This is a genomic window from Streptomyces sp. NPDC005496 (assembly GCF_042872045.1).
GTDB lineage: Bacteria > Actinomycetota > Actinomycetes > Streptomycetales > Streptomycetaceae > Streptomyces.
The window spans coordinates 89976-114859 of record NZ_JBIAJQ010000013.1; the positions used below are offsets into that span (position 1 = coordinate 89976).

The 24884-nt window shown below is 70.7% G+C and carries 18 protein-coding genes; 10 read left to right on the forward strand and 8 right to left on the reverse strand.

What is annotated here, in order from left to right; genetic code table 11:
* Nucleotides 1-131 precede the first annotated feature (131 nt).
* Nucleotides 132-1898, reverse strand: coding sequence for a proteasome ATPase (gene arc, locus ACFYQQ_RS33205; protein WP_121404178.1), 1767 nt, complete (start codon nucleotides 1896-1898; stop codon nucleotides 132-134).
* 254 nt (nucleotides 1899-2152) lie between these two features.
* Here arc and ACFYQQ_RS33210 point away from each other — a divergent pair, with 254 nt between their 5' ends.
* A complete protein-coding gene (locus ACFYQQ_RS33210) occupies nucleotides 2153-2458 on the forward strand; it encodes a ferredoxin (protein WP_355785164.1) in 306 nt (101 codons plus the stop codon).
* A gap of 37 nt (nucleotides 2459-2495) precedes the next feature.
* On the opposite strand, the gene ACFYQQ_RS33215 is transcribed toward ACFYQQ_RS33210, so the two are convergent.
* From ACFYQQ_RS33215 to ACFYQQ_RS33225, 3 genes are all read right to left on the reverse strand, one after another.
* On the reverse strand, nucleotides 2496-3074 hold the full coding sequence (locus ACFYQQ_RS33215; protein ID WP_355785162.1) for a hypothetical protein: 579 nt from the start codon (nucleotides 3072-3074) through the stop codon (nucleotides 2496-2498).
* Between the two features lie 194 nt (nucleotides 3075-3268).
* On the reverse strand, nucleotides 3269-4171 hold the full coding sequence (locus tag ACFYQQ_RS33220; RefSeq protein ID WP_355790974.1) for a tRNA (adenine-N1)-methyltransferase: 903 nt from the start codon (nucleotides 4169-4171) through the stop codon (nucleotides 3269-3271).
* A 99-nt stretch (nucleotides 4172-4270) separates the two neighbouring features.
* Entirely contained in the window at nucleotides 4271-6259 is a 1989-nt protein-coding gene (locus tag ACFYQQ_RS33225) for a site-2 protease family protein (RefSeq protein ID WP_388906325.1), read from the reverse strand.
* Between the two features lie 176 nt (nucleotides 6260-6435).
* Here ACFYQQ_RS33225 and ACFYQQ_RS33230 point away from each other — a divergent pair, with 176 nt between their 5' ends.
* Nucleotides 6436-7527 (forward strand): PD-(D/E)XK nuclease family protein, encoded by a 1092-nt coding sequence (locus ACFYQQ_RS33230; RefSeq protein ID WP_388906328.1) that lies wholly within the window; start codon nucleotides 6436-6438, stop codon nucleotides 7525-7527.
* A 14-nt stretch (nucleotides 7528-7541) separates the two neighbouring features.
* Entirely contained in the window at nucleotides 7542-8216 is a 675-nt protein-coding gene (locus ACFYQQ_RS33235; protein ID WP_121416646.1) for a response regulator transcription factor, read from the forward strand.
* A 99-nt stretch (nucleotides 8217-8315) separates the two neighbouring features.
* Here ACFYQQ_RS33235 and ACFYQQ_RS33240 read toward each other — a convergent pair whose 3' ends face one another.
* The 4 genes from ACFYQQ_RS33240 to metH form a co-directional block, all read right to left on the reverse strand.
* A complete protein-coding gene (locus ACFYQQ_RS33240; protein ID WP_356172529.1) occupies nucleotides 8316-9899 on the reverse strand; it encodes an ABC transporter substrate-binding protein in 1584 nt (527 codons plus the stop codon).
* 78 nt (nucleotides 9900-9977) lie between these two features.
* A complete protein-coding gene (locus tag ACFYQQ_RS33245; RefSeq protein WP_355780556.1) occupies nucleotides 9978-11573 on the reverse strand; it encodes an ABC transporter substrate-binding protein in 1596 nt (531 codons plus the stop codon).
* Between the two features lie 423 nt (nucleotides 11574-11996).
* Nucleotides 11997-12698 carry an HAD family phosphatase gene (locus ACFYQQ_RS33250; RefSeq protein ID WP_355780553.1) on the reverse strand — a complete coding sequence of 234 codons (702 nt, stop codon included), beginning with the start codon at nucleotides 12696-12698 and terminating at the stop codon, nucleotides 11997-11999.
* Between the two features lie 178 nt (nucleotides 12699-12876).
* Nucleotides 12877-16404: a methionine synthase gene (metH, locus tag ACFYQQ_RS33255; RefSeq protein WP_355780551.1), complete on the reverse strand. Its 3528-nt coding sequence runs from the start codon at nucleotides 16402-16404 to the stop codon at nucleotides 12877-12879.
* A 330-nt stretch (nucleotides 16405-16734) separates the two neighbouring features.
* On the opposite strand from metH, the gene ACFYQQ_RS33260 reads away from it, so the two are divergent.
* The 7 genes from ACFYQQ_RS33260 (at nucleotide 16735) to ACFYQQ_RS33290 (ending at nucleotide 24834) form a co-directional block, all read left to right on the forward strand.
* Nucleotides 16735-17499, forward strand: a complete 765-nt coding sequence (locus ACFYQQ_RS33260) for an IclR family transcriptional regulator (protein WP_355780548.1) — start codon at nucleotides 16735-16737, stop codon at nucleotides 17497-17499.
* A 353-nt stretch (nucleotides 17500-17852) separates the two neighbouring features.
* The gene (locus ACFYQQ_RS33265) at nucleotides 17853-18644 is read left to right on the forward strand and encodes an MIP/aquaporin family protein (RefSeq protein WP_355780545.1); all 792 of its coding nucleotides are present in this window, start codon (nucleotides 17853-17855) and stop codon (nucleotides 18642-18644) included.
* A gap of 64 nt (nucleotides 18645-18708) precedes the next feature.
* Nucleotides 18709-20259: a glycerol kinase GlpK gene (gene glpK, locus ACFYQQ_RS33270; RefSeq protein ID WP_356172520.1), complete on the forward strand. Its 1551-nt coding sequence runs from the start codon at nucleotides 18709-18711 to the stop codon at nucleotides 20257-20259.
* 7 nt (nucleotides 20260-20266) lie between these two features.
* A complete protein-coding gene (locus ACFYQQ_RS33275; RefSeq protein ID WP_356172517.1) occupies nucleotides 20267-21883 on the forward strand; it encodes a glycerol-3-phosphate dehydrogenase/oxidase in 1617 nt (538 codons plus the stop codon).
* A 180-nt stretch (nucleotides 21884-22063) separates the two neighbouring features.
* Nucleotides 22064-23038: an LLM class flavin-dependent oxidoreductase gene (locus ACFYQQ_RS33280; protein ID WP_356172515.1), complete on the forward strand. Its 975-nt coding sequence runs from the start codon at nucleotides 22064-22066 to the stop codon at nucleotides 23036-23038.
* Complete coding sequence (locus ACFYQQ_RS33285; protein WP_356243302.1) at nucleotides 23035-24129, forward strand: LLM class flavin-dependent oxidoreductase; 1095 nt, start codon at nucleotides 23035-23037, stop codon at nucleotides 24127-24129. Before ACFYQQ_RS33280 ends, ACFYQQ_RS33285 begins: the two co-directional genes overlap by 4 nt.
* A 33-nt stretch (nucleotides 24130-24162) precedes the next feature.
* Entirely contained in the window at nucleotides 24163-24834 is a 672-nt protein-coding gene (locus ACFYQQ_RS33290; protein ID WP_355794453.1) for a FadR/GntR family transcriptional regulator, read from the forward strand.
* The last annotated feature ends 50 nt before the right edge of the window (nucleotides 24835-24884 follow it).

The following is a 24884-nucleotide window of genomic DNA, read 5'->3' on the forward strand; positions in this document are numbered from 1 at the left end:
GCGGTACGAAAGAGCCTAGAACGCCTTTGCGCTGGTGGGGAGATCATTTGCGTCATTGCCTTGCTCCGGCATGGCCTGAAAAACAGTCGGCTGCGGATACCCGCGAAGGGCACCCGCAGCCGCCCTGTCTTTTACAGGTACTGACCGGTGTTCGCCACCGTGTCGATGGAGCGCCCGGTGTCCGCTCCCTGCTTTCCGGTGACGAGGGTGCGGATGTAGACGATCCTTTCACCCTTCTTACCGGAGATGCGGGCCCAGTCGTCCGGGTTGGTGGTGTTCGGCAGGTCCTCGTTCTCCTTGAACTCGTCCACGCATGCCTGGAGGAGATGGGAGACCCGAAGGCCCTTCTGGTTCGCGTCGAGGAAGTCCTTGATGGCTGCCTTCTTCGCGCGGCCCACGATGTTCTCGATCATGGCGCCGGAATTGAAGTCCTTGAAGTACAGGACTTCCTTGTCGCCGTTGGCGTAGGTGACCTCGAGGAAGCGGTTCTCCTCGGATTCGGCGTACATCTGCTCCACGGCGGTCTGGATCATTCCGTGGACCGTGGCCTCCCGGTCGCCGCCGTGCTCACCGAGGTCGTCGGAGTGCAGCGGGAGCCGCGAGGTGAGGTACTTCGCGAAGATGTCCTTGGCGGCCTGGGCGTCCGGACGTTCGATCTTGATCTTCACGTCGAGCCGGCCGGGGCGCAGGATCGCGGGGTCGATCATGTCCTCGCGGTTCGAGGCGCCGATCACGACCACGTTCTCCAGGCCCTCCACACCGTCGATCTCGGCGAGCAGCTGGGGGACGATGGTGTTCTCCACGTCCGAGCTGACACCGGAGCCACGGGTGCGGAAGAGGGACTCCATCTCGTCGAAGAAGACGATGACGGGGGTGCCCTCACTGGCCTTCTCACGCGCACGCTGGAAGACGAGGCGGATCTGCCGCTCGGTCTCGCCGACGTACTTGTTCAGGAGCTCGGGGCCCTTGATGTTGAGGAAGAAGCTCTTGCCCGTGGCCTGTCCGGTCACCTCGGCGACCTTCTTGGCCAGCGAGTTGGCGACGGCCTTGGCGATGAGCGTCTTGCCGCATCCGGGGGGCCCGTACAGCAGCACACCCTTGGGTGGCCGCAGTTCGTGCTCCTTGAAGAGGTCGGGGTAGAGGTACGGGAGCTCGACCGCGTCGCGGATCAGTTCGATCTGGTTTCCCAGGCCGCCGATCTGCTCGTAGCCGATGTCAGGGACCTCTTCGAGGACGAGTTCCTCGACCTCGCTCTTCGGTACGACCTCGTAGACGTAGCCGGACCTGGGTTCGAGCAGCAGGGCGTCGCCGGGACGGATGGTGACGTCCAGCAGCGGCTCGGCGAGCCGTACCACCCGTTCCTCGTCGGTGTGCCCCACCACCAGAGCGCGCTCGCCGTCCTCGAGGATCTCTTTGAGGGTGACGATGTCGCCGACGCTCTCGTACTCCATGGCCTCGACCACGTTGAGGGCTTCGTTCAGCATCAGTTCCTGGCCGCGACGGAGCTCTTCGAGCTCCACGCTCGGGCTGACGTTCACCCGGAGCTTGCGGCCCCCGGTGAAGATGTCCGCCGTGCCGTCCTCGTTCGCCGTGAGGAAGACACCGAAGCCTGCCGGCGGCTGGGCCAGCCGGTCGACCTCCTCCTTGAGGGCCACGATCTGGTCGCGGGCCTCACGGAGCGTGTTGGCGAGCCGCTCGTTCTGCGCGGACACGCCGGCCAGGTTGGTCTGCAGCTCGACGATCCGCTCTTCGAGAATCCTCGTGTGCCGCGGAGAGTCGGCGAGCTTGCGTCGCAGGACGGCGATCTCCTGCTCAAGGTAGGCAATCTGCCCGGCGGGGTCATCGGACCCTCTTCCCGGGCGGATGCCGCGGTTCATGTCGTCGTCGTGGGCTGCCACGGTCCTCACCTCCTCCAAGGGGAGCTGGACGCTTCCAGACCCTACCTGGGTGGGTGTCGATTGAAACCCCTAGATCACAAAGACTGTCGAGGTGTGTCCGATCTTCACCCTTGCGCTCTCCCTCACGCCAGGGGAATACCCACCCAACATGATTGGGAAGCGGACGGAGGTAGGGTCGAAGTGTTCAACACCCGTCAGAGCTGGCCCGACTTGCCGACGTTTCGGACCGCTCGACGCAGGAAACGGCAGGAGAAATGACCGTGCAGCAGGAGGCAGAAGTCGACGGCGAGGCGCTCGAGGTCTGGATCGACCAGGATCTCTGTACCGGCGACGGCATCTGCGCCCAGTACGCGCCCGAGGTCTTCGAGCTGGACATCGACGGTCTGGCCTACGTGAAGAGCGCGGACGACGAACTGCTCCAGGCGCCGGGCGCGACAACCCCCGTGCCGCTGACGCTGCTGCGCGACGTGGCCGACTCCGCCAAGGAGTGCCCGGGCGACTGCATCCACGTCCGGCGCGTTTCGGACAGGGTCGAGGTCTACGGGCCGGACGCCGGGTGACCTGAGGTCACCCGCTGTCACCGCCTCGTCCGGTTCCTCACACGCTCCGTGCCTCGGAGGGCGTGGACCGGACGAACGTGCCGTCCTTCCACTGCCACTTGGCGCGGTCCTTCACGTCCGGGCAGCAACTCGGCACGGCGGACGAGGAGTAGCCGAGCAGGGTCGCCGTGACGGTTCGGTCGCGCAGCGCGAATTCCGAGACGCTCAGCCGGTCCTGGGGTTCGACCAGCGTGGCCACCACCCGCGGCTTGTCGGCGCCCTTGCCCTGGGTCAGCACGTAGACACCGTTCGGCGGGGTTCCCGAGCCGGCGTCGCAGCGCACCACGGCCACGGTCTCCGGGCGGCCGTCCCCGTCGAGGTCCCCGGACGCCTTCTTCTGTACCAGGACCTTCGCGGTCCCGCACTCGATGGGGAAGGCGACCGCCGCGGGATCCGGGGGCGCCACGGCGGCCGGGGCGGCCTTCGCGTCGGTGCCCGCGGCCTGGGCCGCCGTCGCCGAGTCGGGCTGCAGGACCGAGGACAGCGCGACGACTCCCGCGAGGGCGGTGGCCGTGGCGAGCCAGTGGATGGGGCTGGTGTGGGTGTGTGCCAGTTCCGGGACGGCGGATTGCTGCACTCGGAGCGTCTCCTGTGAAGGCTGTACCGGTGGGGGGTGGCTGCATGGTGCCACACGTCACAGTGAGGCGGAACCGCGGGGTGGGTACTCGTGCGGGTCGGTCAACGGAAAAGCGCTGTGGCCGAGTTCCCGGGCGTTCCCGGGAACTCGGCCACAGTCGTGGTGCGTTGGACAGCCGGCACGCGGCCGCCGGTTCAGCGGCCGGAGCCACCGTCGGCGTTCGGTCCCGCGTAGTCGTCGCCGTAGGCGCCCTTGGCGGGGCGGCGGCGGCGCATGGGCGGCTCGACGCCGTCCGCGAGGCGGCGGGCGGTGAGCAGGAAGCCGGTGTGGCCGATCATCCGGTGGTCCGGGCGGACGGCCAGGCCCTCGATGTGCCAGTTGCGGATCATCGTCTCCCACGCGGTCGGCTCGTTGAAGCAGCCGATCTCGCGGATGGACTCGACGGTGCGCGCGAGCTGCGTGGTGGTGGCCACGTAGCAGCACAGGATGCCGCCCGGGACGAGCGCCTTGGAGACGGCCTCCAGGCACTCCCAGGGGGCGAGCATGTCGAGGATGACCCGGTCGACGTCGGTGTCGCTCAGGTTGTCCTGGAGGTCGCCGACGGTGAGCTGCCAGGCGGGGTGCGGGCCGCCGAAGTAGCGCTCCACGTTCTGCCGGGCGATGTCGGCGAAGTCCTCGCGGCGCTCGTAGGAGTGCAGCATGCCCTGGTCGCCGATGGCGCGCAGCAGGAAGCTGCTGAGGGAGCCGGAGCCCACTCCCGCCTCCACGACGCGCGCGCCGGGGAAGATGTCGGCGAAGGACAGGATCTGCCCCGCGTCCTTGGGGTAGACCACGGCGGCGCCGCGGGGCATGGACAGGACGTAGTCGGGGAGCAGGGGGCGCAGCGCGAGATAGGCGACGTTCCCCGTGGTGCGGACAACGCTGCCCTCGGGAGCGCCGATCAGCTCGTCGTGGGGGAAGGAACCCTTGTGGGTGTGGAAGTTCTTCCCGGCCTCGAGCGTGAACGTGTAGTGGCGGCCCTTGGGGTCGGTCAGCTGAACCTGGTCCCCGACCTTGAAGGGCCCGCGCCTGCGGGCGGCACCGGTCGGTTCGGACATGTGACCAGCCTACCGGTCCCGAAGAGGGCCGCGGACCACCCGTGGGGCGCCCGGCGGAGGGCCCCGCGGCTCCCCCGGACCGGCCGGCCTGGGTGATCGCTACGAGGGCCGTGCCATCGCCTTGACGAAGGCCCGCTCCACGTCGGCCGCCGACAGGACGCCGTAGATCTCGCCGGAGTCCTCCACCACCAGGTACTCGGTGGCGGGGGTGGCGCGCAGGACGTCGAGGAGTTCCTCGCCCGCGAGCTCGGCCGAGACGCGCATGCCCTCGGTGAGGTCCTGGGCCAGCCCGCTGACCGCGACCCAGGGGCGGCGGTGCTCCGGTACGCCGACGATGGCGGCCTCGCGGACCAGTGAGAGGGGTTCGCCGTCGGGGTCGACGACGACGAGCGCGCGGGCTCCGGCCTCGTTGGCGCGGCGCAGGGCCTCGGAGAGGGGCGTGCTGGTCTCGACCGGGACCGCGCGCCGGGTGAGCGAGCGGGCGCGCAGCTCGGGCAGGTGCTCGCGCAGCCGCGCCATCCGCAGGCTGTTGCCGGCGCCGGTCCAGATGATCGCGGCGAGGATCGCGGCGAGCAGGGCGTCCATGACGGTGTCCATGCCGCCGATGTCCTCGGGCGCGTCACCGAGGGCGCCGGACTGGGTGAGCAGGGGCAGCCCGATCAGTACGGAGACGGCGAGCGCGCGGCCGACCCAGGCGGCGGCGACGGTGCCGCTCATCGGCCGGCCGGTGATCTTCCAGACGACGGCACGCAGCATCCGGCCGCCGTCGAGGGGCAGACCGGGCAGCAGGTTGAAGGCGGCGACGATCAGGTTGGAGATCATCAGGCCGGCCAGCAGGACCCCGGGGACGGTGCCGGGTTCGACGCCCTGGAGGGCGAGGTAGAAGAGGCCCGCCAGGACCAGGGAGAGCAGGGGTCCGACGAAGGCCAGCACGAACTCCCGGCCGGGTGTCTCGGACTCCTTCTCGATCTCCGAGACGCCGCCGAAGAACTGGAGCTGGATCCGGCGCACCGGCAGCTTGAAGCGCAGGGCGGCGACCGTGTGGGCCAGCTCGTGCACGAGTACGGAGGCGTAGAAGGCGACGGCGAAGAAGAGGGACACCAGGTAGCGCAGGTTGCCCAGCTCGGGCAGCACCCGGTCGAGCTGTCCGCCGAACACCCAGGTGATGAGCGCGGCCACGAGGAACCAGCTGGGGGCGACGTAGACCGGCACGCCGAAGGGCCGCCCCATGAGCAGCCCGCCACCGGGTTCCTTGGCCCGGCGCGGGGGCCGTGCCTTGCGTCCCGACGCGGCCGGGGTCCGGTGCCCCGCCGCTCCGGACGGCCCGGCCGGGTCCTGCGGGTCCGCCGGGTGGGAGTGCGCGGGAGTCCGGTGACCGGCGGCTCCGTGCGGCCCGGCGTGCGGGTCCGCGTGGGAGTCGTCCCCGGAAGCCTTATCGCCGTGCGCGGCCAGGGTCCGGTGGCCGGCGGCTCCGTGCGGCCCGGGGGCGGCGTCCGGGGACTGCGCGGGCGGCTGGGGGTTCACTGCCGTCGGCTGCCCGGCCGGGCGCTGCGGGGCCTCGTCGGCGGGACTCGGTGACGCCTGCTCGCCGTGCGCGGCCGGGGTCCGGGGGCTCACGGCTCCCCGGGGTCCGGGCGCGGTGTCCGGGGACTGCGTGGGCGGCTGGGGGTTCACTGCTGTCGGCTGCCCGGTCGTGCCTCGCGCGTCCTGGTCGGCGGAAGTCGGTGACACCTGCTCGCCGTGCGCGGCCGGGGTCCGGGGGCTCGCGGCTCCCCGGGACCCGGGCGCGGCGTCCGGGGCCTGCGAGGGTCGCTCGGGGTTCGTCGCCGGTGGCTGTCCGGCCGGGCGTCGCGGGGGCGTGCGGGCGGCGTCCGCCTGAGGCTCGGGGTCGCTCGGGCTCGGCTCGGGGGTGTCCGTCGGCGTCTCGTCGGCGGGCCCTGCCGGGCCGGGGGCGTCCGGGGGTGTGGCGTGCCGTTCCGTCGCGGGGTGCCCGGTGCCGGTGGCCTCGGGTGCCGACGGTTCCGCGTGACGCTCGGGCGCCTCGTCTTTGCCGGACCGCGGCTGCCCGCTCCCGCCGCTCTCGTCCACGATGTCCCCTTGTTCGAAGCGTCTCCCCACTCCCGATCATGCAGGGCGGGAGGGTCTCCGGTCGATGGTATGCGGCCGTAGCGGCGTGTTCCGCCCCGGCACTCCCTCTGTTTTCCGTGCCGTCGGAGGAGCGGCGGCTGGGTCGGTGTCGGTGCCGGGCCGTATGGTCTGTCGTCATGGACACCAGCACCGAGGACGCGGCGGAGACCGTCGCGGCCGGCACCGCGCAGGCCCCCGCCGAGAGTCCCGGCCGGGCCGGGCCGCGGGAGGCCGCCGCGTCCGTCACGACCTCGGTGACGTCCGGGCCGCCGGCGCCGTCCGGCGCCGGTCCGGCCGAGGGTGTGCCGGCCCAAGCCGTCGAGCCGGCCGTCGTCGCGACGGAGCCGGCCGCCGCCGAGCCGGTCGTGGCGGTCACGGCCGTGCCGCCCGCGTCGCTGTCGCCCTCGCGCGCGGGCGACTTCATGCAGTGTCCGCTGCTCTACCGCTTCCGGGTGATCGACAAGCTCCCCGAGAAGCCGAGCGAGGCGGCCACGCGCGGCACCCTGGTGCACGCGGTGCTGGAGCGCCTCTTCGACGCACCGGCCACGGAGCGCACCGCCCCGCGCGCCAAGTCGCTGATCCCCGGTCAGTGGGACCGGCTGCGCGAGACCAGGCCGGAGGTCGTGGAGCTGTTCGCGGACGACCCCGAGGGCGAGCGGCTGGCACGCTGGCTCGGCGAGGCGGAGCGGCTGGTGGAGCGCTGGTTCACGCTGGAGGACCCGACCCGGCTCGAACCGGCCGAGCGCGAGCTGTTCGTCGAGGCGAGTCTGGACTCCGGGCTCAGGCTGCGCGGCATCATCGACCGGGTGGACGTGGCGCCCACGGGCGAGGTCCGGATCGTCGACTACAAGACCGGCAAGGCGCCCCGGCCGGAGTACGCCGAAGGCGCCCTGTTCCAGATGAAGTTCTACGCCCTGGTCGTCTGGCGGCTGAAGGGCGTCGTCCCGCGGCGGCTCCAGCTCGTCTACCTGGGCAGCGGTGACGTGCTGACGTACGACCCGGTCGTCGCGGACCTGGAGCGCGTCGAACGCAAGCTGCTCGCGCTGTGGGAGGCGATCCGGGAGGCCACCGAGACGGGCGACTGGCGGCCGCGGCCGACCAAGCTCTGCGGCTGGTGCGACCACCGGGCGGTGTGCCCGGAGTTCGGCGGCACTCCCCCGCCGTACCCGCTCCCCGTCAGGGCGCCCGAGTCCGGTGGAACCGAGCAGGGCAGAATGGGGCCGGACTAGCGAAGGAGACTTACGTGGCCATCCGCGTCCTACTGGTCGACGACCAGCCGCTGCTGCGTACCGGCTTCCGGATGATCCTGGAGGCGGAGCAGGACCTCGCGGTCGTCGGCGAGGCCGGAGACGGCCTCCAGGCACTCGACCAGGTACGTGCCCTGCAGCCCGATGTGGTTCTGATGGACATCCGTATGCCGCGGATGGACGGGGTCGAGGCGACCCGGCAGATCACCGGCCCCGGCCGGGACGGTCCGGCGAAGGTGCTCGTCCTGACCACCTTCGACCTCGACGAGTACGTGGTGGAGGCGCTGCGCGCCGGCGCCAGCGGTTTCCTCCTCAAGGACGCGCCGGCCAACGAGCTGGTGCAGGCGATCCGGGTCGTGGCGGCGGGCGAGGCGATGCTCGCGCCGAGCATCACGCGCCGGCTGCTCGACAAGTACGCGGGTCATCTGCCGTCCGGCGACGAGCCGGTGCCGGACACCCTGCACACGCTGACCGAGCGGGAGGTCGAGGTGCTGAAGCTGGTGGCGCGCGGCCTGTCGAACGCGGAGATCGCGGCCGACCTGTTCGTCAGCGAGACCACCGTCAAGACGCATGTGGGACACGTCCTGACCAAGCTGGGCCTGCGCGACCGGGTGCAGGCCGCGGTGTACGCGTACGAGAGCGGGCTGGTGCGCCCCGGCGCCCAGCAGTAGCCCGCGCCGTCCGTGCCCGGCGGGCTCTGCGGACACGGACATGCGTCAGGGGCGCCCCCCTTCCGGTGGGAAGGGGGGCGCCCCTGACGTATGTCGTGCTCAGCTCTTGCTGATCTCCCAGAAGCGGAAGACGGTCGAGGCGTCGAGGCAGTTCTCGAGACCGTAGACGTTCTCGCGCACCACCGCGTACTGCTTGGCCTGCCACACCGGGATGACCGGGATCTGGTCGGCCACGATGTTCTGGACCCGGCCGTAGTCGGTGTCGGTCGAGGCGCGGTCGCTCTGCGCGGCGATCCTGGGCAGGAGCCGCGAAGTGATCGTGCTGTTGGTGTAGTTGTTGCTCAGCACGTTGCCGTCGCCGAAGAACGGGGCGGTGAAGTTGTCGGGGTCCGGGTAGTCCGGCACCCAGCCCTTCACGTACACGCCGTACTTGCCCTTTGCGATGTCCTTCTCGTAGCGGCCGAAGGCGACCGACTTCACGCTCGCGTCGAACAGTCCGCTCGCGTTGAGCTGCTTGGCGATCGCCCTGAACTCGTTGTCGGTGGCCGGGCCGTAGCGCGACGGGGTCGACCAGAGGGTCAGCTTCACCTTGCCGGTGACGCCCTCCTGCTGGAGCGCCGCTTGCGCCTTGGCCTTCGAAGGACGGGCGCCGTAGGTGTTGAAGAACGCCGTGTCGTGCCCGGCGATGCCGGCCGGGATGATCGAGTACAGCGGGGTCGCCGTGTCCTGGTAGACCTCGTTGACCAGGGCCTCGCGGTCGAGCAGGTAGGCGATGGCCTTGCGTACGCCGAGCTTGCCGGCGACCGGGTCGTCCATGTTGAAGACGAGGTGCTGCACCTCGGCGCTGCTGCCCTCGACGACGTCGACGCCCTTGCCGGTGGAGGTGTGGTTGTCCAGGTCCGCGATGTCGTTCGCGGCGAGGCCGCGGTAGGCGACGTCGACGCGGTCGGCGAGCAGCGCGTTCTTCAGGGCGGGCTGGTCGCCGTGGAAGAACTTCAGGGTCACGCCGGCGTTGTGGGCCTCGGCGGGTCCCCGGTAGTCCTCGTTCACCGAGAAGACGGCCTGGTCCTTGTCGAAGGACTCCAGCTTGTACGGGCCCGAGCCGACCGCCTGGCCGTCGGTGCGCAGTCCGTCGGCGGAGTACTGCCGGTGGTCCACGATCGAGCCGGCGCCCGAGGCGATCTTGCTCGGGAAGGTGGCGTCGGCGTACTTGAGCTTGAAGACGACGGTCTTGGCGTCCGGCGTGGTCACCTCGTCGAGCATGGGGAACATGATCGCGGGGCCGGTGGCGTCGTTGATCTTCAGCATGCGGTCGAAGGAGAACTTGACGTCCTTCGAGGTGAGCGGGTCACCGTTGCTGAACTTCAGGCCGTCGTTCAGGGTGCAGGTGTAGACCTTCGTGCCGGTGTCCGTGAAGGCGCACTCCTCGGCGGCCTCGGGCTCGGGCTCGGTACCGCCCTTGGGGAAGCTCAGCAACGACTGGAAGACGTTGTTGAACAGCAGCCACGACCCGGGGTCGTAGCCTGCGGCGGGGTCGGTGGCGAGGACGTCGTCGGACATCCCCACGACCACGGAGGAGCCGGTGCCGCCGGAGTCGCCGGTGTCCGAGCCGCAGCCGGTCAACAGGCCGGCGGCCAGCCCCGTCACGACGGACAGGACCGGCCACTGGTTACGCATGTTCACGTGCAAGTGCCTTGTCATTGGATCTGAAGGGCCCGGGACCCGAGGAGGGTCCCGGGCCGGGGGAGGCCGGCGGGCTGCTCAGAGGCCGCGGCCGAGCTCCCAGAGCTGCAGGGTCGAGGAGGAGTTGATGGCCCACTCGGCGCCCGTGATGTCGTCGCGTGCGGCGATGTACTGCTTGCCCTGCCACAGCGGCAGCAGCGGTACGTCGGCGGCGACGATGTCCTGGATCTCCGAGATGCTCTTCGACGCGCTGAGCCGGTCCGCCTCGCGACGGGACTCGGGGATCAGCGTGTTGCGGATCTCGCCGTTCGCGTAGGGCGAGCCGAGGGTGTTGTCCTTGTCGAGGAACGGCGCGAGGTAGTTGTCGGCGTCGGGGAAGTCGGGGAACCAGCCCATGCCGTAGATGTCGTACTTGCCGGCCATCTCGGCGGGACGGAACTTGTCCCAGGCCTCGCCCTTGACGTCGACGTCGAACAGCCCGCTGGCGTTGAGCTGCCGCTTCAGGACCTCGAACTCCGACTTGGTGGCCGTGCCGTAGTGGTCGGTCGTGTAGTGGAGGGTGACCTTCACCGGGGTGGTGATTCCGGCCTTGTTGAGGAAGCCCTTGGCCTTGGCGGTGTTCGGCTCGCCGTACTCGTTGAAGAACGAGTTGCTGTGGCCCGTGATGGTGGCGGGGACCATCGAGAAGAGCGGCTCGGCCTGGGTGCCGTACACCTTGGAGACGAGCTCACCGCGGTTGACGAGCTGGGCCACGGCCTGCCGGACGGCCTTCGACTTGACCGAGGAGGCGGCGGTGTTGAAGCCGAGGTAGCGGATCTCCAGACCCGGCACCTCCACCAGGTCGATGTCGCCGTCGTCCTTGGAGAGCTGCTGGATCTGCTTCGGCGTCATGGAGCGGGTCATGACGTCGATGTCACCCTTGTCGAGGGCGGTGCCCATCTCGTCGGCGCTCGTGAAGGAGCGCATCTCGACCTTGTCGTTCTTCGGCTCCAGGAGCCCCTTGTAGTGGGGGTTCTTGGTGAAGACGGCCTTGACGAGCTCGTTGTCCTTGACCTCGGACTCGACGGTGTACGGGCCGGAGCCGTCCACCTGGAAGCCGTCGCGCAGCTTGCCCTTCTCGTAGTCGTCGGGGTTGACGATGCCGGCGACCGGGGTCGACAGCTTGAAGGGGAAGGTGGCGTCCGCCGTCTTGAGGTGGAAGATCACCTCGCGGTCGCCCTGGGTCTCGACCGTGTCGACGGTGGACAGCAGGGCGAACACCCCGCTGTCGGCCTTGAGGGACAGCGCGCGGTCGATGGAGAACTTCACGTCCTTCGCGGTGACGGGGTCACCGTTGGAGAACTTGAGGTCCTTGCGCAGGGTGCAGACGTACCGCTCGTTGCCGGCGTCGGTGAAGCCGCACTTGTCGGCCGCCTCGGGCTGGGGCTCACCGTCGCCACGCGGCTGCGCCATGAGGGTCTGGACGGTCTGGCGAAGGATGTTCCAGGTGCCGACGTCGTACGCGTATGCCGGGTCGAGCGGCGCGGGGGCGTCACTCGTGACGGTGAACCGGTCCGTGGTGCCGACGACGATCGCGTCGCCCCCCTTGCTGCCGCTGTCGGACCCACCGCAGCCGGCGAGCACGGGGCCGAGCAGGCCGACGATCGCCGGCAGCACCAAAGTCTTGCGGTTCATGCTCGAGTTTCTCCAGAGCTGTCGAGTCCGTGTACCCGGCATGCAGGGGTGGTGCTGCGGATCACGGGGAGTTGTGGCGAGGTTCTCGCGACGAGATTAGTCCGCACCTGCGGGGCGTCTCACAGGTACGGGAGCCACCCTCCCATCACGCTGCGAAACCGGGCGCGGACGCACCGAAAACCCGACAGGGGAAGGAACCGCGCAGTGTTCCACCAATCAGGACACAAGGGCACACGGACCACCCCCGAAAAGGGGGACTAAGCACACCGCGTCCGTGATGTCGACCCCGATACTCGTGACGAACGTCACAGTGTCAACTCGGCTGACAGGTACCGGAATTCGGCCATCCGACCTGGTTCTGAATTGTCCGGGCGGTCATTCGACGATTTTCCGCGTTTGCCGTTCCGCACGCTGGGTGAAGCTCTAGCGCTTTTCCGTCATCAGGCCGTGCAGAAATCGGAGATCGACGTCTTCGAGAGAGGACACGACGGTGCGGCGCGGAGCGGGCGCGATGGGTGACACCGAGGGCACGACGACCACGTGGCAGCCCGCCGCCTCGGCCGACGCGACGCCGGTCGCGGTGTCCTCGACGACCGCGCACCGGGCCGGATCGGCGTCGAGCCCGGCGGCCGCCAGCAGGTACGGGTCGGGGAACGGCTTGGTCCGCTCGACCTCGTCGCCCGCGATCGTCAGGCTGAAGTACTGGGGACCCAGGGCGGTCAGCACCCGGTCGATGATGCGCCGGTGGGAGGCGGAGACCAGCGCGGTGGGGATCCCGTGCGCGGCCAGCTCGGCGAGCAGCCGGGCCGCCCCCGGCATCAGCGGGAGCGTCTGTCCGATGCGGCTCTCGAAGCCGTCGTTGAGCAGGACGCTCAGCTCGGGCAGGGTGATGTCGGCGCCGGTGGCCTCGATGAGGAAGCCGGCGCTGCGGGTCATGGGGCCGCCGACCACGACGTGGCGCCAGGAGTCGTCGAGCGTGTGGCCGAGGGACTTGAAGACCTCGACCTCGACGTCCCACCAGAAGCCCTCGGTGTCCACCAGGGTGCCGTCCATGTCGAGGAGCACGGCCTGCAGCGCTGAGCCTTCGGCCGTACGGGTACCGAGCGCGGGAACCGTACTGGTCATCCGGGCGCACCTCCTTGAGGGACGATCAGGCCGGCTGCCCTTTTCGACGAAGGGGCAACCGGCCTGCGGTGGACCGACCAGTGTACGACTTGTCCGACCGGAATGCCTCGGTGTGCCCTCGGGCGTGCCTCGCGTCACGCCGGAGCCCGCCCCGCGAGGGGGCGGGCCCGGGGACGGCTCAGCGTGCGTTGAAGTACTTCGCCTCGGGGTGGTGGATCACGATGGCGTCCGTGGACTGCTCCGGGTGGAGCTGGAACTCCTCGGAGAGGTGGACGCCGATGCGCTCCGGCCGCAGCAGCTCGGCGATCTTGGCGCGGTCCTCCAGGTTCGGGCAGGCGCCGTAGCCGAGGGAGAAGCGGGCGCCGCGGTACTTGAGGTCGAACATGTCCTCGACGGCGGCGGGGTCCTCTCCCCCGAAGCCGAGTTCGCCGCGGACGCGCGCGTGCCAGTACTCGGCCAGCGCCTCCGCCAACTGCACGGACAGGCCGTGCAGTTCGAGGTAGTCGCGGTAGGAGTTGGCCTCGAAGAGCTTGGCGGTCTCCTCGCCGATGCGGGAGCCGACGGTGACGACCTGGAGGCCGACGACGTCCGTCTCGCCGGATTCCTCGGGCCGGAAGAAGTCGGCGAGGCACAGGCGGCGGCCCCGGCGCTGGCGGGGGAAGGTGAAGCGGGTGCGCTCGTTGCCCTGCTCGTCCAGGAGGATCAGGTCGTCGTCCTTGGACACGCACGGGAAGTAGCCGTAGACGACGGCCGCCTCCAGCAGGTTGCCGGTCTGGAGCTGGTCCAGCAGGCCGCGCAGCCGGGGCCGGCCCTCGGTCTCGACGAGCTCCTCGTAGGTCGGCCCGTCGCCGGTGCGGGCCTGCTTGAGACCCCACTGGCCCTTGAACAGGGCGCCCTCGTCCAGCCAGGAGGCGTACTCCTTGAGCTGGATGCCCTTGATGACGCGGGAGCCCCAGAACGGCGGCTCGGGCACGGGGTTGTCGACGGCGACGTCGGAGCGGACGTGTCCCTCCTCGGGCCGTTCCTCGGTGACGATCTCGGCCGTCGGGCGCACCCGGCGCTGCTTCAGCTCGGGGAGGGCCGCGCCGGGCACCCCGCGCTTGACGGCGATCAGGGCGTCCATCAGGCGCAGGCCCTCGAAGGCGTCGCGGGCGTAGCGGACCTCGCCCTCGTAGATCTCGTGCAGGTCCTGCTCGACGTAGGCCCGGGTAAGGGCGGCGCCGCCGAGGATGACGGGGTAGTCGGCGGCCAGCTTGCGCTGGTTCAGCTCCTCCAGGTTCTCCTTCATGATCACCGTGGACTTGACCAGGAGGCCGGACATGCCGATGACGTCGGCGCGGTGCTCCTGGGCGGCCTCCAGGATGGCGGAGACGGGCTGCTTGATGCCGAGGTTGACGACCGTGTAACCGTTGTTGGAGAGGATGATGTCGACGAGGTTCTTGCCGATGTCGTGGACGTCGCCGCGCACGGTGGCCAGCACGATGGTGCCCTTGCCCTCGTCGTCGGTCTTCTCCATGTGCGGCTCCAAATAGGCCACCGCCGTCTTCATGACCTCGGCGGACTGGAGCACGAAGGGCAGCTGCATCTGGCCGGAGCCGAACAGTTCGCCGACGACCTTCATGCCGTCGAGCAGCGTCTCGTTGACGATGTCCAGGGCGGGGCGCTCGGTCAGCGCCTCGTCGAGGTCCTGTTCGAGGCCGTTCTTCTCGCCGTCGATGATGCGCCGCTTGAGCCGCTCGTCCAGGGGCAGGGCGGCCAGTTCCTCGGCGCGTCCCGCCTTCAGGGACTTGGTGGTGGCGCCCTCGAACAGCGCCATCAGCTTCTGCAGCGGGTCGTAGCCCTCGCGGCGCCGGTCGTGGATCAGGTCGAGGGCGGTGGTGACCTGCTCCTCGTCGAAGCGGGCGATCGGCAGGATCTTGCTCGCGTGCACGATCGCCGAGTCGAGGCCCGCCTTGACGCACTCGTCGAGGAAGACCGAGTTCAGCAGGACGCGCGCGGCCGGGTTGAGGCCGAAGGAGATGTTCGACAGTCCGAGGGTGGTCTGCACGTCCGGGCGGCGGCGCTTGAGCTCGCGGATCGCCTCGATCGTCGCGATGCCGTCCTTGCGGGACTCCTCCTGACCGGTGCAGATCGTGAAGGTCAGACAGTCGATGAGGATGTCCGACTCGTGGACGCCCCAGTTCGTCGTGAGGTCCTCGATCAGCCGCTCGGCGATGGCGACCTTGGTCTCGACGGTGCGGGCCTGGCCCTCCTCGTCGATGGTCAGCGCGATCAGCGCGGCGCCGTGCTCCCGGGCGAGCGCGGTGACCTTCGCGAAGCGCGACTCGGGGCCGTCGCCGTCCTCGTAGTTGACCGAGTTGATGACGGCGCGTCCGCCGAGCTTCTCCAGGCCCGCGCGCAGCACGTCGACCTCGGTGGAGTCGAGGACGATCGGCAGGGTGGAGGCGGTGGCGAAGCGGCCGGCCAGTTCCTCCATGTCGGCGACGCCGTCGCGGCCCACGTAGTCGACGCAGAGGTCGAGCATGTGGGCGCCCTCGCGGATCTGGTCGCGGGCCATCTCCACGCAGTCGTCCCAGCGGCCCTCCAGCATGGCCTCGCGGAACTTCTTGGAGCCGTTCGCGTTCGTGCGCTCGCCGATCGCCATGTACGCGGTGTCCTGGCGGAACGGCACGGTCTGGTAGAGCGAGGCGGCGCCGGGCTCGGGGTGCGGGTCGCGGGGGGTCGGGGACAGCTCGCGGACCCGCTCGACGACCTGGCGCAGGTGCTCCGGGGTGGTGCCGCAGCAGCCGCCGACGAGCGAGAGGCCGTACTCGCGGACGAAGGTCTCCTGGGCGTCGGCCAGCTCGGGGGCCGACAGCGGGTAGTGCGCGCCGTCCTTGCCGAGGACGGGCAGGCCGGCGTTCGGCATGCAGGACAGCGGGATGCGCGAGTGGCGGGCCAGGTAGCGCAGGTGCTCGCTCATCTCGGCGGGGCCGGTGGCGCAGTTCAGGCCGATCATGTCGATGCCGAGCGGCTCCAGGGCGGTCAGCGCGGCGCCGATCTCCGAGCCGAGCAGCATGGTGCCGGTGGTCTCGACGGTGACGGAGACGATGAGCGGCAGGTCGAGGCCGGTGGCGTCCAGGGCGCGGCGGGCGCCGAGGACGGCGGCCTTGGTCTGGAGGAGGTCCTGGGTCGTCTCCACCAGGAGGGCGTCCGCGCCGCCCGCGATCATGCCCTCGGCGTTCCGCTGGTAGGCGTCGCGCAGGAGGGTGTACGGGGCGTGGCCGAGGGTCGGCAGCTTGGTGCCGGGGCCCATGGAGCCGAGCACCCACCGCTGCTGCCCGCTGGAGGCGGTGAACTCGTCGGCGACCTCGCGGGCGATGCGGGCACCGGCCTCGGACAGCTCGAAGACGCGCTCGGGGATGTCGTACTCGCCGAGCGCGGAGTGGTTGGCGCCGAAGGTGTTCGTCTCGACGCAGTCGACGCCCACGGCGAAGTACGCCTCGTGGACGGAGCGGACGATGTCGGGCCGGGTGAGGTTCAGGATCTCGTTGCAGCCTTCGAGGTTCTCGAAGTCCTCGAGCGTCGGTTCCTGGGCCTGGAGCATGGTGCCCATGGCGCCGTCGGCGACCACGACACGGGTCGCGAGCGCCCGGCGGAGGGCGTCGGTGCGGGTCCGGCTCCCGGAGGCTGCGGACGAAAGGGACGGGTTAGGCGACGAGGCCATGAAGGGTGCTCCCTGGAGTGCGACGGCTGTCGGCTTTGCGCTTCCCATGGAAGGCGCACGCCGTCAGGGTAGCCCGGAGCGCCACGCCGTGGACGGGGCGTCCACGGGCCGGACGGGTGTGGCGGGCACGAAGGGCCGGTGAGGGGCGGTGCGGCCGGGTCCGGGCGGGGTGTCCTGCCGGGCGTGGCAGGGGGGCGTGCTCAGATGAGACGCGCGATGTCCGCCGGGTATTGGCGGGAGGTCGGTGACGACCGGTAGTGTTCGACATTGCCGAACGGCGGTAGCGCACAGGCCCGTCGGCGGCCGAAGGGGACGGAGGGCAGCACGGCGATGGCACGGAACATCCAGTCGCTCGAGCGGGCGGCCGCGATGCTGCGCCTGCTCGCGGGCGGTGAGCGGCGGCTCGGCCTGTCGGACATCGCTACCTCGCTGGGCCTCGCCAAGGGTACGGCCCACGGCATATTGCGGACCCTGCAGCACGAGGGCTTCGTCGAGCAGGAGCCCGCGTCCGGGCGGTACCAGCTGGGCGCCGAGCTGCTGAGGCTGGGAACGACCTACCTCGACGTGCACGAGCTGCGGGCGCGCGCCCTGGTGTGGACGGACGACCTGGCCCGCTCCAGCGGCGAGAGCGTGTACCTGGGGGTGCTGCACCAGCAGGGCGTGCTGATCGTGCACCACGTCTTCCGGCCGGACGACAGCCGGCAGGTGCTGGAGGTGGGAGCCATGCAGCCCTTGCACTCCACGGCACTCGGCAAGGTCCTCGCGGCCTACGACCCGGTGGCGCACAGCGAGGTCCTGGAGGCCGAGCGCAAGACGTTCACGCCCCGGACCATAAGCGAGCCGGAGGCGTTCGAGGGCGTCCTCGACCTGACGCGCGCGCGGGGCTACGCGGACGACGTGGAGGAGACCTGGACCGGCGTCGCCTCGGTGGCCGCGCCGATCCACAACCAGCGGCGCATGCCGGTGGGCGCCGTGGGGATCACCGGGGCCGTCGAGCGCATCCGCAAGGACGGGGAACTGCGCCCCGACCTGATCGCGGCGGTGCGGGACTGCGCCCGCGCCGTGTCGCGCGATCTGGGCGCCGGGCGGTTCTGAGGGCCGCAGCCGTACGAGACGAGGCCGGGACGCCAGAGGGCGTCCCGGCCTTCGTCGTGCCGCCTCCAAAGGGCCCCGCGAGGCACGTGGACGGCGCCCGCCCGGGGTCGCCCCGGACCGATAGTCCGCAGCGATCAATAACGATCGTGTTTTCGATAACAGAACCCTTGACGACCTGCTGAGGGCGGAGCAAGACTCCCGTCCATCGGTCGGCATTGTCGAACACCTACCGGCAATAAGCGTTAGGGTGTGGCAGTGCCAAGGGCCGATATCGCTCTCACTCCCCGAGAGCACGAACCACCGGAGGGACCCGGGGTTCGGCTTCCCCTGGACGAAGGACAAAGGAGTCGCGGGTGTCCAGCTCCGACATCTTCATCGGCGAAACCATCGGTACCGCCGTACTCATACTGCTCGGCGGTGGCGTGTGCGCCGCCGTCACGCTGAAGCGCTCGAAGGCTCTCAACGCCGGCTGGCTCGCGATCACCTTCGGGTGGGGCTTCGCGGTCCTGACCGCGGCCTACCTCGCGGGCGGCGTCTCCGGCGCCCATCTCAACCCGGCGGTCACGATCGGCCTCGCCATCGAGGGCGGCACCAAGTGGAGCGACGTACCGCTCTACCTCGGCTCCCAGCTCCTCGGCGCCATGATCGGCGCGGTGCTGGTGTGGATCACGTACTACGGACAGTTCCAGGCCCACCTCACGGACCCGGAGATCCTGGCCCAGCAGCCGGCCGAGGAGGCGCTGGTCGACCAGAAGGCGGCCCCCGCCGCCGGTCCGGTGCTCGGCATCTTCTCCACCGGCCCCGAGATCCGCAACGTCGCGCAGAACCTGGCCACGGAGATCATCGCCACCGTCGTCCTGGTCCTGGCCATCCTGACCCAGGGCCTCAACGACAACGGCAACGGACTGGGCGTGCTCGGCGCCCTGGTGACCTCGTTCGTGGTGGTCGGCATCGGCCTCTCGCTCGGCGGCCCGACGGGCTACGCGATCAACCCGGTCCGCGACCTCGGCCCCCGGGTCGTCCACGCCCTGCTGCCGCTGCCCAACAAGGGCGGGTCGGACTGGGGCTACGCCTGGATCCCCGTGGTAGGACCGCTGATCGGCGGCGCCGTCGCGGGCGGCCTCTACAACCTGGCCTTCAAGTGAGCCTCCGCCCCACCGCCGCCGACCGCGGACCGAGTACGCCACCCGAGACCTCCTGGAGCACACTGTGACCGACGCACACACCGCCGGCCCCTTCATCGCCGCGATCGACCAGGGCACCACGTCGAGCCGCTGCATCGTCTTCGACCGGGACGGCCGCATCGTCTCCGTCGACCAGAAGGAGCACGAGCAGATCTTCCCGAAGCCGGGCTGGGTGGAGCACAACGCCACCGAGATCTGGGAGAACGTCGAGGAGGTCGTCGCCGGAGCCATCGCGAAGGCCGGCATCACCCGCGACGACATCAAGGCCATCGGCATCACCAACCAGCGTGAGACCACGCTGCTGTGGGACAAGAACACCGGCGAGCCCGTCCACAACGCGCTCGTCTGGCAGGACACCCGCACCGACGCCCTCTGCAAGGAGCTCGGCCGCAACGTCGGGCAGGACCGCTTCCGCCGCGAGACCGGCCTGCCGCTGGCCTCGTACTTCGCCGGTCCGAAGGCCCGGTGGCTGCTGGACAACGTCGAGGGCCTGCGCGAGCGCGCCGAGGCCGGGGACATCCTCTTCGGCACGATGGACAGCTGGGTCATCTGGAACCTGACGGGCGGTGTGAACGGCGGCCGGCATGTCACCGACGTCACCAACGCCTCCCGCACCATGCTGATGAACCTGCACACCATGCAGTGGGACGCGAAGATCGCCGAGTCGATCGGTGTCCCGCTGGCGATGCTGCCCGAGATCCGTTCCTCCGCCGAGGTGTACGGCGAGATCACCGGCGGCAAGCTCGGCGACCTCCTCGGCGGCATCCCCGTCGCGTCCGCGCTCGGCGACCAGCAGGCGGCCCTCTTCGGCCAGACCTGTTTCTCCGAGGGCGAGGCCAAGTCCACCTACGGCACCGGCACCTTCATGCTGATGAACACCGGTGACAAGATCATCAACTCGTACAGCGGGCTGCTGACCACGGTGGGCTACCGGATCGGCGACCAGGACCCGGTCTACGCCCTGGAGGGCTCGATCGCGGTCACCGGTTCGCTGGTGCAGTGGATGCGCGACCAGATGGGCCTGATCAAGTCGGCCGCCGAGATCGAGACGCTCGCGTCGTCGGTCGAGGACAACGGCGGCGCCTACTTCGTGCCGGCCTTCTCCGGCCTGTTCGCCCCGTACTGGCGCCCCGACGCCCGCGGTGTGATCGCCGGCCTGACCCGCTACGTCACCAAGGCGCACATCGCGCGCGCCGTCCTGGAGGCCACCGCCTGGCAGACCCGCGAGATCAGCGACGCCATGACCAAGGACTCGGGCGTCGAGCTCGCGGCCCTCAAGGTCGACGGCGGCATGACCTCCAACAACCTGCTGATGCAGACCCTGGCCGACGTCCTCGACGCACCCGTGGTGCGCCCGATGGTCGCCGAGACCACCTGCCTCGGCGCCGCCTACGCCGCCGGTCTCGCCGTCGGCTTCTGGTCCAACACCGAGGACCTGCGCGCCAACTGGCGCCGGGCCGCGGAGTGGACCCCCAACATGGCCGCGGAGACCCGCGACCGCGAGTACAAGAGCTGGCTCAAGGCCGTGGAGCGGTCCATGGGCTGGCTCGACGATGGAAACACTGGCGAGGAGTAAGACCCGCATGAGTACCCAGACCACCCTGCAGTCCGTGCCTGCCCTCGGTACGCACCCGGCCTCCGGCTCCGCCCCGAGCCGCGCCGAGACCCGGGAGCAGCTCTCCAAGGCAACGTACGACCTTCTCGTCATCGGCGGCGGCATCCTGGGCATCTCCACCGCCTGGCACGCCGCGCAGTCCGGGCTGCGGGTGGCTCTGGTCGACGCCGGCGACTTCGCCGGTGCCACGTCCTCCGCCTCCTCCAAGCTCCTCCACGGCGGTCTGCGCTACCTGCAGACCGGCGCGGTGAAGCTGGTGGCGGAGAACCACTTCGAGCGCCGTGCGGTCTCACGTCAGGTGGCTCCCCACCTGGCGAACCCGCTGACCTTCTACCTCCCCGTGTACAAGGGCGGCCCGCACGGCGCCGCGAAGCTCGGCGCGGGCGTGTTCGCGTACTCGGCGCTGTCCGCCTTCGGCGACGGCGTCGGGCACCTGCTCTCCCCCGCCAAGGCCCAGCAGGACGTCCCGGAGCTGCGCACCGAGAACCTGAAGGCCGTGGCCGTGTACGGCGACGACCAGATGAACGACGCCCGCATGGCGCTGATGACGGTCCGCGCGGCCGTCGAGTCCGGCGCCGTCGTGCTCAACCACGCCGAGGTCACCGGCCTGCGCTTCACCCGGGGCCGGGTCACCGGCGCGGACCTCAAGGACCGGACGACCGGGGACGAGTTCGGCGTCGACGCCCGGCTCGTGCTCAACGCGACCGGCCCCTGGGTCGACCACCTGCGCCGGATGGAGGACCCGAACGCGGCGCCGTCCATCCGCCTGTCGAAGGGCGCGCACCTGGTCCTCAAGCGCACCTCCCCCTGGAAGGCCGCGCTCGCCACCCCGATCGACAAGTACCGCATCACCTTCGCCCTCCCCTGGGAGGACATGCTGCTGCTCGGCACGACCGACGAGGAGTACGAGGGCGACCCCGGCGAGGTCGCGGTCACCGAGAAGGACATAGCCCAGATCCTGGACGAGGCCGCGTTCTCCGTCCGGGACCAGCAGCTCTCCCGTGACCTGATCACGTACTCCTTCGCGGGTCTGCGGGTGCTGCCGGGCGGTCCCGGCGACACCTCGAAGGCCAAGCGCGAGACGGTCGTCACGGAGGGCCGCGGCGGCATGCTGTCCGTCGCGGGCGGCAAGTGGACCACCTTCCGCCACATCGGCCGTACGGTCATGCAGAAGCTGGAGTCGCTGCCGGGTCACCCGCTCGGCGAGGACTTCGAGCCGATCAAGGAGCTGCCGAAGAAGCTGCCGCTGCCGGGTGTCGCCAACCCCCGTGCCGTGGCGCACCGGCTCCTGGTCGACAACCCGGCTCCGGGCCCGCGCATGGCCGCGGACACCGCCCGGCACCTGGCCACCCACTACGGCTCGCTGGCCTTCGACATCGCCCGCCTGGCGAACGAGAACCCGGCGCTCGGCCGGCGCGTCCACCCGGACGCCCCGGAGATCTGGGCCCAGGTCGTCTACGCCCGGGACAACGAGTGGGCCGAGACGGCGGACGACGTGCTGCGCCGCCGTACGACGCTGACGATCCGCGGCCTGGCGACGGACGAGATCCGCGCCGGGGTGCAGGACCTGCTCGACAAGAAGTAGGCGCCCCCGCGGGGACGAGGGGCGGCTCCCACGGGGGGAGCCGCCCCTTCCGCGTGCCCGGGGCCCGTCCTCCGACGCTGCCATGCCCCATACACACCACCGCAACGTGCCGGGACCAGAGTGGAAGACCGGGTCCCGCGCGGCGGACGGAGACGGGCCCGACGGACTCGGGAGACGGGCATGGGTTCACTGATTCTCGGTGTCGCGCTGGACGGCCGCGGTTCGCATCCCGCGGCGCCCGGCGGGCCGCCCACGGTCGAGGAGTTCGTACGGCTGGTACGGCGCTCGGAGGCGGCGCTGCTGGACTTCGTGACCGTGGAGGACGGGCCCGGGCGGCTCGACTCCGCCCTGCTGCTCGCCGTCGCGGCGCGCGAGACCTCACGCATCGGCCTGGTGCCGCTCGGCCCCACGCTGGGGCAGCCCGCCGCCTACGCGGCCCGGTTCGCCACGCTCGACGTGCTCAGCCACGGCCGGGCGGGCGTCCGCCCCCGCATCGCCGCGGACGACGTCGAGCACGACCGGATCCTCGCGATCCTCGGGACACCCGACGGCGACCGCCAGGTGGCCGGACTCTTCGAGCGCGCGGCCGAGTTCCTGGGCCGGGTGGCCGGTGCCTGGGACGGCGCCGACGCGCCGACGGTCTCTCCGCAGGGCCGTCCGCCGCTCATCTCGCTCGCCCACGACACCGTCCCGTACCGCTTCGCGGCCCGCCGCAGCGACGTCGTCCTCGTCACGCCCGCCGACACCGCGGCCCTGCGGGCGACACGCGCCGAGGTCGACCGGCTCGCCGCCGAGGAGGGCCGGACCCTCAAGGTCCTCGCCGACCTGAACGCGGTCCTCGCGCCCACCCGGGCCCGGGCGGCCGAGCGGCTCGCCGGTCTGGAGGAAGCGGCCGGCGCGCCCTTCACCTCGGACGCGGCCGTGTTCCACGGGACGCCGGAGGAACTGGCGGACCTTGTCGAGGAGTGGCACCGCGAGGGCGGTGCCGACGGTGTCCGCGTCCGTCCGGCGGTGCTGCCCGACGACCTGCACGCCCTCGTGGACGGGGTGGCACCCGAGCTGATCCGGCGCGGGCTGCTGCGTTCGGCGTACGAGACCCGCACCCTGCGCGGCCACCTCGGCCTCGCCACCGCCACCCCGGAGGGCACCCCGTGAAATTCCAGGTCCTGTCCATCATCGGCCACGCCCCGCATCCACTGACCGGCGAACTCCCTCCCGCGGCCGACCGGTTGGCCCAGGTCGTCGAGGTCGGCACGGCGGCCGAGCGGCTCGGCTTCGACGCGTACGCGGTCGGCGAGCGGCACGCCGGTCCGTTCCTGTCCTCCGCCCCGACCGTCGTCCTCGGCGCGCTGGCCGCCCGCACCAGCCGCATCAGGCTGCTCACCGGGGTCACCGTCGTGGCCGTCCTCGACCCGGTGCGGGTCGCCGAGGACTACGCCACGCTCGACCAGCTCTCGCGCGGACGTGTCGAGCTGGTGATCGGCAAGGGCGCCGAGGCAGGCCACTTCGGCCTCTTCGGGCTCGACGAGGAACGGCAGTGGGACCTCCAGAAGGAGAAGTACGAGTTGCTGCGCCGCCTGTGGCGCGAGGAGGACGTCGACTGGGAGGGCGAGTTCAGACCGGCACTGAAGGGCGTGACCACGGTGCCGCGTCCCTACGACGGGCCGCCGCGTGTCTGGCACGGCTCGGCCACCTCCCTCAACTCCCCCGAACTGGCCGCCCTGCACGGCGATCCGCTGTTCACGGCCAACGCCGTGCAGCCCCGCGCCGCCTACGCCCGGCTGATCGAGCACTACCGGGAGCGGTTCGAGGCGCATGGGCACGATCCGGCGAACGCCCGGGTGGCGGCGGGCTCGGGCGGACTGCTCATCGCGGACACCCCCGAACAGGCCGTCGCGCGCTACCGGGACCTGTACGAGGCGAAGGTGCGGCAGTCCTTCCGGCCGCACCTGGAGGGGCGGGCGGGCTACAACACGCCGTTCCGCACCATCGAGGAGGCGATCGCGGACGGACCGCAGCTCATCGGGTCGCCGCAGCAGATCATCGACAAGATCCTCGGCTACCACGAGGTGTACCGGCACGACCTGCAGTCCGTCACCGTGGACGCCTTCGGGCAGCCGACGGCCGAGCAGACCGAGACGCTCCAGCGGTTCCAGGAGGAGATCGCTCCGGTGGTGCGGCGGGAGGCCCCGAGCAGCCTGTGGGAGGAGGACCAGGAGAACACGGCACCCCTCATACTGTCGTGAGACATCGGATGTCTGAGCGACCGGGGGCCCGCCATGACCGTCACCGACGAGGCGATCGGGAAGATCAAGGAGATGATCGTCTCCGGTGCCCTGCGCCCCGGTGACCGGCTTCCCAGGGAGAGCGAACTCGCCGCCGGACTCGGCTTGTCCCGCAACTCCCTGCGCGAGGCGGTGCGGGCGCTCTCGCTCATCCGGATCCTCGACGTGCGCCAGGGAGACGGGACCTACGTCACCAGCCTGGACCCCCAACTCCTGCTGGAGGCGCTGAGTTTCGTCGTCGACTTCCACCGCGACGACACCGTCCTGGAGTTCCTGGCGGTGCGCCGCATCCTGGAACCGGCGGCGACCGCGCTCGCCGCCCCGCGCGTCACCGACGAGGAGCTGGACACCCTCGCCGCCGGGCTGGACGCGCTCGGCCCGGCCCCCTCGGTGGAGCAACTGGTCGCCGCCGACCTGGAGTTCCACCGCGCCATCGTGCGGAGCTCCGGCAACGCGGTCCTGTGCTCCCTGCTCGAAGGGCTCTCCGGACCCACCACCCGGGCCCGGATCTGGCGCGGACTGACCCAGGAGGACGCCGTCAGCCGCACGCTGCACGAGCACCGGGCGATCCTCGGTGCGCTGCGCGACCGGGACGCGGAGGCCGCCCGGTCGTGGGCCACGGTGCACATCGCGAGCGTCGAGCAGTGGCTGCGGTCGGCCCTGTGACCCCGCGGGCCCACCGCTGACGTCGGACGCGCCGGAGCGCTGCCGGGTGG

Excerpts from the sequence above, each read along its gene's own strand:
- ACFYQQ_RS33210 (WP_355785164.1), top strand. The coding sequence starts at position 2,153 with ATGACCGTGCAGCAGGAGGCAGAAGTCGACGGCGAGGCGCTCGAGGTC.
- ACFYQQ_RS33220 (WP_355790974.1), bottom strand. The coding sequence starts at position 4,171 with ATGTCCGAACCGACCGGTGCCGCCCGCAGGCGCGGGCCCTTCAAGGTC.
- ACFYQQ_RS33230 (WP_388906328.1), top strand. The coding sequence starts at position 6,436 with ATGGACACCAGCACCGAGGACGCGGCGGAGACCGTCGCGGCCGGCACC.
- ACFYQQ_RS33245 (WP_355780556.1), bottom strand. The coding sequence starts at position 11,573 with ATGAACCGCAAGACTTTGGTGCTGCCGGCGATCGTCGGCCTGCTCGGC.
- ACFYQQ_RS33250 (WP_355780553.1), bottom strand. The coding sequence starts at position 12,698 with ATGACCAGTACGGTTCCCGCGCTCGGTACCCGTACGGCCGAAGGCTCA.
- metH (WP_355780551.1), bottom strand. The coding sequence starts at position 16,404 with ATGGCCTCGTCGCCTAACCCGTCCCTTTCGTCCGCAGCCTCCGGGAGC.
- ACFYQQ_RS33260 (WP_355780548.1), top strand. The coding sequence starts at position 16,735 with ATGGCACGGAACATCCAGTCGCTCGAGCGGGCGGCCGCGATGCTGCGC.
- ACFYQQ_RS33275 (WP_356172517.1), top strand. The coding sequence starts at position 20,267 with ATGAGTACCCAGACCACCCTGCAGTCCGTGCCTGCCCTCGGTACGCAC.
- ACFYQQ_RS33280 (WP_356172515.1), top strand. The coding sequence starts at position 22,064 with ATGGGTTCACTGATTCTCGGTGTCGCGCTGGACGGCCGCGGTTCGCAT.
- ACFYQQ_RS33290 (WP_355794453.1), top strand. The coding sequence starts at position 24,163 with ATGACCGTCACCGACGAGGCGATCGGGAAGATCAAGGAGATGATCGTC.